Raw genomic sequence first — 12,707 nt, 5'->3', positions numbered from 1 at the left:
TTCTCTGAAGGGGTAGTTCGTTGATTGCTTCTAAGTTGCGTAAATTGATATACATCGTTTAAGCCTTTTTAGTCTGTGTCTGTATGGGTTCGCTCGTGGCGTTGTTTGACATAATTTGCAAGAGCAAATAGTTAACCACTTCACCAGCATCATCAACACCCAATTCTTTAGCCTTTGCATTAATAAATGGCTGCAATGGCTGTCTAATACTGACTCGCATTGATAAATAACTCCTGATGAATGCAGGCATCAAGTTTAGTGAGCGGAATGACTACCGCTCTATGTAGTTATTAAAGTTTTGAAAATATTTGCCGTGCAAGACTTTTGGATACTTGCGGTCATTAAGCCGTTGTGGGTGAAACCTTTGTCAGCCCTTGACTGTTTTGACTGCCCTTGTCTTTTCAGCCTTACAATGGCTATATTAATACAAGATGGCTATTAATAGCAAGCTAATTTTAATTAAATAAAGCTGTGTATAACAACATTCCTTATAAGATGCTTTAATAGGGGTCTGTTATTACCAGACGGATTTCTATGCCAGTTCGCAACACGATAAGGAGGTTTATTGACGAAAAGCTCAAAATTACGCGCTATGAGTTCAGTGAGCGCACAGGGTTAAGCAAAACGACTGTTTACAACTTATATGACAATTCTGAGCAAATACCTAATGGATTAGCGCTTAACAAAATCTGTGACTGCTATAAAATCCAGCCTTGTGAGTTATTGGAATGGAGGGAAGATTAAGCGATCGCGTAAAACAAATTTTGTATTTAGGAAAACTGCAATGCAAAAGTCTTTCAAAACAAATCCTAGCCCCAATTCCAGAGGGAAGCGGCGATATAGAAACGGCAGCCCTGGAGAGGGCAAATGGGAGCTGAGAGGGTGCAGACAATTTAGCACCTCTCCTCAAAACGGATATCCCCACTAGCAGAAACTAGAGGGGATGCGTACCAGCAAAGGCTGGATTTTTATTGATTTAAACACGCCGGGTAACTCCAAGTGCAATAAGAGGCTGGACACTTCTTGGTACTGGGTACACTGCGTTCGCTATAACCATAATAACTTAAATAACTTAGCGACGCGAGTTTGCAATATGAGGAGTTATCCGAAATCTAGAAGATTTCGAGGTAATACAAATGAATGCTACACAGGGAACTACAACACTGACCGCAGCAGGCCCGATTACAGCTTATCGACTTACTCACGGCTATGAACCTGCATATACTAAGCTCTATTGGAGCGTAGCAAATGTAGTAGGTGTTAACCAAGCTTTATTGATTCAAATCATTGAAAGCTGGTGTTTGAGCAATGCCAGACTCAACAAGTATGGCTACTTTCATGATGGGGAATGGTGGACTAGCGCTACTTACAAAGAGTGGGAAAACGCATATCCGGCGCTAGGATCACAACGTAGTATTCAACGTTTGTTGCTGGGGCTAGAGGAATCAAGCTACGTAATTTCTTGTCAACTAAAAAAGAACAAGGGCAATGCAGCTAAGTTTTATCGCGTTGACCCCATAAAAGTTGGCGCATTACTGCTGAAAGACTTATCTCTAGTACAAAAAATTAACAATACAAATACTGCTCCAATATCCATGATGCCAAAAATGGATGATGTAAATGATACACATCAACCGATAGTGCCAAAAATGGATGATGTAAATGATACACATCAACCGATAGTGCCAAAAATGGATGGCATAGTGCCAAAAATGGATGGCATAGTGCCAAAAATGGATGGGGTACGGGCTGAAACTCATTCACAGCATACCTCGCAGCCTTCTAATAAGATTAAAGAAATAATATTACCTCAATCGATCACTGGAGAGACGGAGGAAAAAGAGGAAGAAGAAAGGAAAGAAACCGACCAAGAAAAAGTACTTCCAGATAATCACTACGCTGTTAAAAAAGAGAAAGTCTCTGCAACTAACGAGAAATCCACTCATGAGGATCTAAATTCCGGCGCGGCGCGTGAGAATCATTCTCAAATCTTGGTTTTCAGTGATGACCCAGTTAAAGAAGTGGATTTCCTGCTTTACTATCAGACCTATCAGCGTAAGCAGGGCAAAGACATTAACAACGTTGCCCCATACGTGACTACAGTGCTTTCTAAAAAAGATGAAGGTAGTACAGAGATATTTTGCTTATTTGAGCAATGGAAAGCGGGTTGCAGGAAATTAGAGCGCAAAATTAACAACTTTGCTGATGACCCCGCAGAAGTAGAGAAACAGCGCAAGAAGTATGATTTTCCCAGATGGGAGGCGCGGATGCACGATCACTACTATAGTATGCTCCAGTCTGAGGGACTATCTAAGTTTTGCAAGCATAAAGTATCTGCCAAATGGTACGAATGGGCAAGCGCCAAGTTTCCTGAAAGATTTGTAGATATTCCCGATTGACCAAGCCCCGAAGAGGCTGGGTGTGGGGTATAGGGTCAGAATTTAGCCCCATCCCAAGCGCTGCGACCTAATTGTGAAGAAATTTAATGGTTCCATCCCACACCCTTCTTTTTTGCGGGTGTATGACTGTAAAAATTTAGACCTAATCAAACTCAAAGGTTAATATGTACGCCAGTGACGACAACGTAATTCCTTTTGCTACGACAGCCAATAAGCTACCACCACAGAGCATTGAATCTGAAGAGGCGATACTTGGGGGCATCTTGCTTGACCCAGCAGCCATAGAACGTGTCCGCGACATTTTGAAGCCGCATCACTTCTATATCAGCGCTCATGGTAGAATTTACAACGCAGCCCTTCGACTTAATGCTCAAGAATTGCCCACAGACTTGTTGATGATCACGAATTATTTAGCTGATAATAGTTTGTTAGAAATTATCGGCGGTCGAAACAAGTTAGCATCGCTGGTTGATAGGACAGTATCAGCAGTTAACATTGATGCGCTGGCAGGTCTAGTTATGGAAAAATGGAAGCGCCGGGAACTAGGTAGACTGGGAAACCTTGCAATCGAATTGCAGCACAAATCCAATGAAGAAACGCCCTTAGAGGAAGCCTTCTCACAATTACAGGACTTGATCTATGAGTTGCAGCGTTCGTCTGACACTGCGGGGGCCAGCCACATAAGAGATGTGATTGTTGATCTGTTTCAGGATATTGAAGACCGCAGCATCGGTAAGGTATTACCTGGCATTCCCACAGGCTTTTATGATCTTGATGCAATGACTTGCGGATTCAACCGCAATGATTTAGTCATCGTTGCAGGTCGTCCGGCGATGGGGAAATCGGCGTTTGCGGCTCAGATAGCTTTTTATCTAGCGTCTGCATATCAGTTTCCGGTTGTCGTGTTCAGTCTGGAAATGTCAAAGCTACAGATTGCCATGCGTGCGCTTTCAGGTGAGGCTGGCATAGAAAGCGGCTACTTGAAAACTGGGCGCATCTCTAACAAACAATGGGAACCACTATCACAGGGCATCGGTACACTATCAGAGCTACCTGTTTACCTCGATGACCGTCCAGACCCATCACTGAGCTATATAGAATCTGAGTGTCGTAAAATCATGGCACAAGAGCGCCGTGATTTGGGGTTAATCGTTGTGGATTATCTGCAACTGATGGATGGGAACGGCGGGGGCAACAGAAACCATGAAATAGAAAAGCTGACACGCGGACTTAAGCGTTTAGCGATGAAGTTACAAACCCCTGTAATGTGTCTCTCGCAACTATCAAGAGCCGTAGAAAGCCGTAATAACAAACGCCCCATGCTCTCGGATTTACGTGACAGTGGCGGGATTGAGCAGGACGCGGACAAAGTAATCATGTTATATCGTGATGAATATTACGACTCCAATACGCAAGAGAAAGGCATTGCAGAGATTATCCTTGCTAAAAACCGCGATGGGGCTACAGGCACAATCCAACTACTGTTTGATGCACACTTAACAAAATTTAAGAACATGGTGCGATCGCAGTCTGCACAAAGTGACTGGGATTAAAAAGCATGGTCAGAGAAACGTGATCAATGAAATTTGTAATAATTGTGTTAGTAGTATCGATAGCTACTACTAACACACCATCATTTGTATTCCTACTCTTTAGGCTTTGAATTATTAGGAATTTTGGAGTTCTCTAAATCATCTGAATTACTGGTTTGTTCAACATTACTTTGTAATTTAATTGAACCAAAAGCGTAGCTGACCGCTACTTTGACAATATCAAAATATGCAGGACGATTTTCTCTATCAATAACTGCTAAATAAAGCGAACCAGATACTAAAATTAGTAAAATAGATGACAGTAAGTTTCTATTAAAAGCATACCTTTTGACTAATTTCATTTTTGAAACTCCAATAATTTGATAGCTAAAAGCTAAGTAATCATCAGCTTCTAGTAATTGGCAATTGAACTTGATATTTCTATCAAAGCCCATTGCTACTTGACTTATGGCTGGATAAGTCATTTACTTAATTAAGTTATATTGATTTCAGATTTGTCTTTAGATTAGAAAACCGATTTGTTTTTAGATTAGAAAACCGATTTGTTTTTAGATTAGAAAACCTAACCTACTTATTTGTAAGGGAAGGGCTGAGGTAAGAGACTAAACCTATAGATAAAACTACTTACTTAATAATTCCGAAAATATTCACGATATAACTCGCAGCGAGGTGTTACTTCATCGCCTTGTAATCTTACCAGTCCCATACTGTGTAATTTGAACCTTGGCACAGTCTTTAACAGTACAGAACTGCTGCTGGCAACAACTTCTCGCATTGCTATCCCTAATTCTGGTTGTTTAGTAAGAATTATCTCCTGATGTTGCAGATGACTGCTGTAGATTCCCTCAGCGGTAGGTGCTGTTTGTAACAATTGAGCCAAACTGATCTCTTTACTTGCAATTTTATAAAGGGCTAGACGCACTAAAAAAGGATGCCCTCCTACCATTGCCATCAACTTCTCAACTTCTGTGCCGCTCCAATCTAGTTGATGGTGCTTGACTAAATCATTGACTTGTTTATGGGTAAATTCTGGTAATTCAACTGACAAGCCTACATTAAATGGCGATTGATTAATATCCATTGGTACGTAGGCTTCTGTAGAATGTACTATTACCAACCGTAATTTTTTCCAAATATCCCGCCGCTTACTTTCCTCGTGCAGAGAACGTAACAAACTGAAAAAGTCCTTATAGATTTTTGGGTATTCAAACAGTCTATCCACTGTCTCTAAACTTAAAGTAAACGGCTGTTTAAACTCTGGAAACACATATCGCTCAAAGTAATCTTTGCAAGTTTTCATACTGCCTATACGCTGAGTTAAATTCCAATGCTCATCTAATTTCTGAAGCAGTTTGTGCTGTAGTTCTTGATTATCTCTAGTTAGTTCTTGACTGACACTATTGCAAAACCAGCGTAAAAATGAATTTAAGTTCGTGAAAAACTCCTCTTCAGCTAACTGAAAGTCTACTGTTACAGTTACATCGCCCTCTATTTCCGCTTGGTGAAGAATCCTTACCAGCAGAGAAGATTTGCCCATTTGCTGTGGAGCTTTAATGCGAATTAGAGAACCAAGTTTGTGAATTTCGTTATAACAGCGCTGTTCTATTGGCGGACGTTCAATATAAAAGCAAGAAGTCAGTGCTACCTGCCCTTCTGGATATTCGAGTGAGTTTGAGAAAGTAAGTGAGGAAGAAGTGAGAGAGGAGAAAGACAAGGGATAATAATTTTCTTGTTGTCCTCCTTCCCTCTGTATCTCTGTCTCAGTGTCAACAGGCGTTTCAAAATCAGCTATGTCTCGCCACCCAAGAGCTAATTTCTCGCAAATTTCCGTGAAGTAGGAAAAATCGACAGGTTTACCAGTACAAAAATTGCTAATAGTGGATTGGGAGATACTCAGTACTTCTGCAAAAACTCTCTGGCTGATGTAGCCATTTCGCCACATAGCCTTCCTTACTTGTGGTAAGTACTCTGTACGTACTTTCAGTGAACGTGGCATAGCTGATTCTAAAAAACACTATTAAATTAGCTTAAAGGATAAGTATTTAACGTAGTAAAGTCGATGAATAGTCGATGAGTACTCGATATTCTCCACTTACAAGTCAGGTCAAATGCTGATTTGATGGAAATAAATACTCCTTTCTCCATTGGTAACTAAAATAATGACGGAAGACTACGAGTATAAAGTAGGTGGTAGTCTGGAGGAGGACGATCCCAGCTATGTCTTGCGGCAAGCGGACTCTAACCTTTATCATGGGCTGAAGACAGGGGAGTTTTGTTATATTTTTAACTCCCGACAGATGGGCAAAACGAGCTTGCAAGTTCGCACGATGAAAAGGCTGCAAGCGGAAGGCTTTGCCTGTGCCACTATTGATGTTTCAGGGCAGGGCAGCCAAGAAATCAATCTTGAGCAGTGGTATGCGGGTATCGTCTACACTTTGGTGACTGAACTCAATTTCATTGAACCGCAAGATTTCTTTGCGTGGTGGGACGAACGCACAGAAATTTCTCCCGTACAGCGCTTGGGAAAATTTATTGAAGAGGTGATGCTTCCAAATGTACAGAAAAACATCGTTATTTTTGTTGATGAAATCGATAGCATTCTCAGCTTAGATTTCCCCACTGACGATTTTTTTGTTTTTATTAGAAGCTGCTATGAAAAACGTTCTCTCAAACCTGAATACAAGCGGTTGACTTTTGCCTTAGTCGGTGTAGCGACCCCTTCAGATTTAATCTCCGACAAAAGGCGAACACCTTTTAATATTGGTCGTGCCATTCAACTTAACGGATTTAAAATTCATGAAACCATCCCTTTGTCAATAGGTATAGAAGGAAAAGTAGAGAATCCTCAAGCTGTTATGCAAGAAGTTTTGGCTTGGACGGGTGGACAGCCTTTTTTGACACAAAAAGTTTGTAAGCTGTTTCTCCAAGAACTACTTCCACTCCCCACTCTCCAACACCAGTCGTCTCAATGGGGGAAACTCCCGCACAACGATAGCTCCTTTCTAGTCCTCAGTACAGCTGAGTGGGTTAAAAGAGTAGTCACAAATCAAATTATTGAAAATTGGGAATCGCAGGATGAACCACCACATTTAAAAACTATACGAGATAGAATTTTCATGGACGAGCAACTTAGTGGTCGCTTGTTGGGATTGTATCAGCAAATTTTGCAATTTGGCGAGATTGCTGTTAACGATAACACTGAACAGATGAAACTACGCCTGACTGGGTTGGTGGTAGAACAGGAAGGTAAGTTAAGAGTTTATAACCAAATTTATGCGACTGTTTTTAATTTAAATTGGGTAGAGAAGCGATTAGCTAATTTGCGTCCTCATGCTGAGGCTTTAAAAGCCTGGGTAGCTAGTAAGTGTCAGGATACTTCGCGGTTGTTGCGAAGGCAAGCATTGCAGGATGCTTTAGCATGGTCGAATGACAAGAACTTAAGCAGTCTGGATTATCAGTTTTTATCTGCAAGTCAGGAATTTGACAAACAAACAGTTCAAATTGCTTTAGAAGCAGAAAGAGAAGCAAACCAAATTTTGGCAGAAGCACGAAAGAAAGCAGAAATTGCCTTAGAACAAGAGAAGAAAGCTAATCAGAGGTTTGCCGAGGCGCAACGAAAAACACAGTTACAAATTCGTATTGGAGTTGGCGTATTAAGCCTATCTGTAGTTGGAGCGATAGGAGCATTGATAGTTGCTCGCAATGCAAATCAACAACGCCTTGATGCTATATCCAAAACAGAGCAAGCTAACCAACAACTCCAAGCTACTATTTTAGAAAGAGATAAAGTAAAACAAGATTTTATCTTGACAACTTCACAACTAGAAGAAGCGAAACAAGCAATCAAGACAGCCTATGTGGAAAAAATAGCTGCTAATAAAAAAAGAGAAGATGCCATACGAGAACGACAGCAAGCACAAATATCTCGTCAAAACGCAGAGCAGAGAGTTAAAAATACAAACCAATATTTGGAAGCAGCCAAGGCGAATCTAGATAAAGTTAATCAGGAATTCCAACATAAAAATTCAGAACTACAACAAACACAAGTGGTACTGGAAAATGAAAAGAAGAGATTTCAACAGGCTAATAAAAATTTGGTAGCGGAAAAGGCTAATCTTGAACAAGTTAAACACGAAGTTGAGCAAAAAAATATAGAACTAGAGCAAGCTGATCAGAAATCTAAAGAAGCAGTTCAAAGAGCAAGAAAAGCCGAAACTATAGCTGAAGAAGCTAATCATAAACTTCAAAAAGCATTAGAAGCAATCGTACAAGCAAGAACAGTTTTTGAAGATTTTTTGACTTTGACAGATTCACAAACTCCTCTTTCTGCAAAGGGAAAATATGGTCAAGTCACTCAATCTTATCGAGAATTTTTAAATCTCATTCGAGATGTTATTAAAGATACTCCTAAAGAAGCACAAGCCTTGAGTAGTCTCGGAAATGCTTCTTTTGCGATTGGCGAATATGCAAAGGCACAGGAGTCTTTTTCTCAAGCATTACAACTTTTTAGGGTACAAAAAAACATACACGGAGAGGGGATAGCACTTAATAATCTCGGTACAGTTTATAGCAATTTAGGTGAGTATGCCAAGGCATTAGAGTACTACCAACAATCTTTAGCCATTAGCAGAGAAATTAAAGATAAATCTAACGAAGGAAGGTTACTTAATAATATTGGAGCAGTTTATCGCAATTTGGGTGAGTATCATAAAGCTCTAGAATATTCTCAACAAGCCCTATCGCTTTTGAAAGAAATAGGTGATCGTGGAGGAGAAGGAACGACCCTCAATAATATAGGAGTATTTTACAGTAGTATAGGTGAGTATCTCAAAGCATTAGAGTACTATCAACAATCTCTAGCCATCAGTAGAGAAATTGGCGACAGAGCAAAAGAAGGGAGTCTGCTCAACAATATTGGACAAGTTTATCGTAACTTAGGTGAGTATACTAAAGCTTTAGAATACTCTCAGCAAGCCTTATTACTTCTACGGGAAATCCGTTTTCGTGGCGAGGAGGTAGTAACACTCAACAATATTGGACAAGTTTATAGTAACCTGGGCGACTACGAGAAGGCACTGAATTTTTATCAACAATCTTTAGTTCTCAGTAAACAAATTCGTGATATTGAGAGTGAAGGAAAGACTTTAAAGAACATAGGGGAAGTTTATAGCCAGCTTGGTCAAAACCACAAAGCAATTGAGTTCATCAACCGAAGTCTGAGTATTGCGCGGCAAATAAAAAATCGACCAGACGAGGAGCAGACTCTAAGTATTTTAGGAAGTATATTATTTGAATTAGGGAATTTCCAAGAAGCTGAGAAAACACTCTTTGATGCCATTCAGATTTCAGAATCTCTACGAACAGGACTAGCCGATGCCTATAAAGTGTCAATTTTTGAAACCCAGATCAATACTTATCATCACTTTCGAGATATCCTGGTTGCTCAAAATAAAACTGATGATGCTCTGCTAATTACTGAGAGCAGTCGCTCTCGCGCATTTTTAGAGTTATTGTCTAGGCGATTATCTCCTAATCAAAACATTCCGCTATCTATTAAGCCACCCAATATCCAACAAATTAAACAAATTGCCAAAGAGCAAAATGCCACCCTTGTTGAGTATTCGATTAGTTATCGTGATTTCAAGGTTCAAGGTAAAAAACAGACCCAGGAATCGGAACTCTTGATTTGGGTAATAAAGCCCAGTGGTGAAGTAACATTTCGCCGAATTGATCTCAAATTTTTGTGGCAGCAACAAAAGATTTCATTAGCAGACCTGGTTGTAAATAGCCGTAATTCTATCGGAGTGGTACGTGGCAAATTAATTGTAGCTCCCGTTGATGAAAAACATTTACAAAAACCTCTACAACAACTCTATAAACTACTTATAGAACCTATTGCTGACCTCCTACCAACTGATCAAAAAGCTCATATCGTCTTCATCCCTGAGCAATCTTTGTTTTTAGTTCCCTTTGCGGCTCTTCAAGACTCAACTGGCAAATACCTAATTGAAAAACATACAATTCTCATTGCACCTGCGATTCAAGTTCTAAATTTAACCCATCAACAAAGGCTCAAGCCACGCCCCACAGATTTGCAAGCAGCATTGGTTGTCGGTAATCCTACTATGCCTAAAGTCACCACAAAACTTGGTGATCCACCTAAACAGTTGTCTAACTTGCCAGGGTCAGAACAGGAAGCAAAGGAAATTGCTAAACTATTCAATATTCAAGCATTTACAGGCAATCAAGCCATAAAAGCCAAAATCTTACCCAAGCTATCGCAAGCTAGGATTATTCATTTAGCAACGCATGGGTTGTTAGATGACGTGAAAGGATTAGGTGTACCAGGAGCGATCGCCCTTGCTCCATCTGGTAACGGTGAACTCAACGATGGCTTACTTACCGCCGATGAAATTTTAGACTTGAAACTCAATGCTGATTTAGTTGTCCTGAGTGCTTGTGATACAGGTAGTGGCAGAATCACAAGTGATGGAATTATCGGCTTGTCTCGTTCCTTCTTTGCCGCAGGAGTACCCAGTGTCATAGCAGCCTTATGGTCTGTACCGGATGAGCCTACTGCTTCCTTGATGACAGAATTTTATCACAATCTTCAACAAAATCCTGATAAAGCTCAAGCTTTACGCCAAGCTATGCTCACCACAATGCAAAAGTATCCTGATCCTAGAAATTGGGCAACGTTTACGCTGATTGGTGAAGCCAAATGAGCCTGACAGCAAATTTTTACCGCCGTCGTCTTTGGTTAGTATCTGTCCCCAATTTTTTCTCAACTCGTTGAAGCTTGGCATTACTCCAATCAGTATTCTGCAAAATCTTCTGTAGAGACTCGGTAGTTTCAACGGGAGTAGGGATCGGAAAAATGTGTGAATAAAACCAAAATAAAATAAAAAACGAGATCGGAGAGACAAGCCAGATTATAATAGCTCTACCCCAACCTTTAACGACTGAATCCACGTCTTTTTGGTTCAATAGAGAAATCTTCTCCTGAATCTCGTTCAATTGTTCTTGCAACGGTTGGCTCAATGTCTCTGGTTGCTTGGGGGAGATATTGCTCAAATTCTCGGAGAGTTTGGTTAAGCTCGTTAATTGCTTGAGTTGTTGCTGAGATGTTAGATTTAATGCGCTCAAGGCTGTCCCTAGCTGATTGCAGCTGGTCGCCATATTTTTGATGTTCTCCGTGTGGTCGGCTTGAATCTTCAATTGCTCCGCCGTCAGTTGACTCCATTCGTTTAGCTCTACCTGTAAATTTTCAAATAATAACTTCCAATCATTTGGTGCAGTTTCTGTCAGCTGTGCCAGATAACCGATGTACTGCACTAACCTAAATGCTGGGTCATCTTGTTTCATCCCAGAATCAAGCGCAAACCGCAAGACCTTGGCTTGAAACTCAGGCGGCTTTTCTGACAGCAACCTATCTAAATGAGATACTGCTCCATTGCCATTACCATTACTTACAGCCATTACTCTAACCCCAACTGTATAGCCGCCTTAGAAAACTCAGTCTCAACCGCATCAATCCAACCATAAACTCTCGACTGATTACTCAAACTAAAATCGTCATGCTCTAACGCCTCCCTGAATGTTAGATCCTTGGAGTCAACGAGGTCAAAAATATCGTCATATAACTCAGGTAATAAAAGTTCAGTTGCTCCTAATGCTTCTACAGCCTGCTTTATCTTAGAATTGTTGTAGCGAGTAAACTTGTGTTCATCACCCCAGTAAAGATTTTTCACCACCACATAATCAACTTTGTCGCCGCAGAAATCCATCAGCCGTTTTAACTGCAATAAACTATCTTTCACCCGACCCAGCACCGACACCATAGTGATGCGATAACCTAAACGCTGGGCATTTTGAAACAGAAAAATATCCTTAGCGACTGACTCAAAATATTCAGCAGCACCAGCAGGCAGATCCACAAGGGAAACTTGAGGAGATAAACGTTTCAAATCATCCTGCAAAGCATCAGCACCACCGCGCTGATTTAGTTTGAGCGTTTGTACGCCAGGAGCGACTTTGTTGTAATGACGATAAAGCTGAGGATTAGACTGGTCACACTCATAAGCGATGCAGTTGATATTTCTGTGGCGGTAAATGTCAAGTAGGATTCTAGCCACCACGCTTTTACCAGTACCGCCTTTATCCCCAGTCACCAACACCAAGCGTCCAAGAGTTTTTGGCTGATTAGTTGACAAACTTTCCTCACCTTGGTCAGCCGATTGTTTAGGTTTGACTACCATCTACAAATCCTCATCTGAAATTATTTCAGGCACAAAAGCAAGGCGAGAGGAATTTTGATTCTCTGGAGCTTTAACATCAGAGGTCTTTTTAGCCGTTTTAGGAGTTTTAGGAGTTGTTGATTTTGATGAAGCTGATTTAGATTCTGTTCTTGATTTAGACTCAGACTTTTGAACAGAATGACTACTGCTTTGCTCCGAAGCCGAATTCTCGTCTAAAGTCGGCTCATCAATAACTTGTGTACTGATATTCTCTTGACTCGGAGGAGTGACTGACTTTTTGCGTGTAGACCTACGAATATCGTTAAGTAAATAACGAATACGTTCAGGGCTGATGTTGATATCTAAAGGGGCTAAAGTTTTAGACACTTCCTCGTAGGTATAGCCGAGACGAAGCACCCGTTCAATTTGACGGCGCATCTTTTTAATAGCTGCTCGTGCTGGAATATCATCTAATTCCTTAGCACCCAAAGCGCGTAGAGCATCAAGAGCCTCTGGAA

At 40.7% G+C, this 12,707-nt stretch carries 10 protein-coding genes; 4 read left to right on the top strand and 6 right to left on the bottom strand.

Going from position 1 to position 12,707, the window contains the following annotated elements:
- Positions 1-58: 58 nt before the first annotated feature.
- Positions 59-220: a hypothetical protein gene (locus HWQ39_RS00770; RefSeq protein WP_196525725.1), complete on the bottom strand. Its 162-nt coding sequence runs from the start codon at positions 218-220 to the stop codon at positions 59-61.
- A 314-nt stretch (positions 221-534) separates the two neighbouring features.
- On the opposite strand from HWQ39_RS00770, the gene HWQ39_RS00765 reads away from it, so the two are divergent.
- The 3 genes from HWQ39_RS00765 (at position 535) to dnaB (ending at position 3,952) form a co-directional block, all read left to right on the top strand.
- Entirely contained in the window at positions 535-744 is a 210-nt protein-coding gene (locus HWQ39_RS00765) for a helix-turn-helix transcriptional regulator (RefSeq protein ID WP_196525726.1), read from the top strand.
- Positions 745-1,136: 392 nt separating this feature from the next.
- Positions 1,137-2,399 (top strand): hypothetical protein, encoded by a 1,263-nt coding sequence (locus tag HWQ39_RS00760; protein WP_292840188.1) that lies wholly within the window; start codon positions 1,137-1,139, stop codon positions 2,397-2,399.
- Positions 2,400-2,563: 164 nt separating this feature from the next.
- Positions 2,564-3,952: a replicative DNA helicase gene (gene dnaB, locus HWQ39_RS00755; protein WP_292840185.1), complete on the top strand. Its 1,389-nt coding sequence runs from the start codon at positions 2,564-2,566 to the stop codon at positions 3,950-3,952.
- Between the two features lie 92 nt (positions 3,953-4,044).
- Here the strand turns inward: dnaB and HWQ39_RS00750 are convergent, their stop codons facing one another.
- Together HWQ39_RS00750 and HWQ39_RS00745 are read right to left on the bottom strand one after the other, a co-directional pair.
- Complete coding sequence (locus HWQ39_RS00750; protein WP_366932209.1) at positions 4,045-4,416, bottom strand: hypothetical protein; 372 nt, start codon at positions 4,414-4,416, stop codon at positions 4,045-4,047.
- 164 nt (positions 4,417-4,580) lie between these two features.
- The gene (locus tag HWQ39_RS00745) at positions 4,581-5,948 is read right to left on the bottom strand and encodes an AAA-like domain-containing protein (RefSeq protein WP_292840182.1); all 1,368 of its coding nucleotides are present in this window, start codon (positions 5,946-5,948) and stop codon (positions 4,581-4,583) included.
- A 163-nt stretch (positions 5,949-6,111) separates the two neighbouring features.
- Here HWQ39_RS00745 and HWQ39_RS00740 point away from each other — a divergent pair, with 163 nt between their 5' ends.
- Entirely contained in the window at positions 6,112-10,677 is a 4,566-nt protein-coding gene (locus HWQ39_RS00740; RefSeq protein WP_292840179.1) for a CHAT domain-containing protein, read from the top strand.
- A 16-nt stretch (positions 10,678-10,693) separates the two neighbouring features.
- On the opposite strand, the gene HWQ39_RS00735 is transcribed toward HWQ39_RS00740, so the two are convergent.
- The 3 genes from HWQ39_RS00735 to HWQ39_RS00725 form a co-directional block, all read right to left on the bottom strand.
- Positions 10,694-11,431: a DUF6753 family protein gene (locus tag HWQ39_RS00735; RefSeq protein ID WP_292840176.1), complete on the bottom strand. Its 738-nt coding sequence runs from the start codon at positions 11,429-11,431 to the stop codon at positions 10,694-10,696.
- Entirely contained in the window at positions 11,431-12,210 is a 780-nt protein-coding gene (locus HWQ39_RS00730; RefSeq protein ID WP_292840173.1) for a hypothetical protein, read from the bottom strand. The genes HWQ39_RS00735 and HWQ39_RS00730 overlap by 1 nt, the downstream gene beginning before the upstream one ends.
- Positions 12,211-12,707, bottom strand: a 497-nt coding sequence (locus tag HWQ39_RS00725) for a hypothetical protein (RefSeq protein ID WP_292840170.1), incomplete at its 5' end; no start/stop codon positions are given.

The organism is Nostoc sp. NMS8 (genome assembly GCF_017115045.1).
Lineage (GTDB): Bacteria > Cyanobacteriota > Cyanobacteriia > Cyanobacteriales > Nostocaceae > Nostoc.
This window is presented reverse-complemented; position numbering and strand designations above follow the sequence as displayed.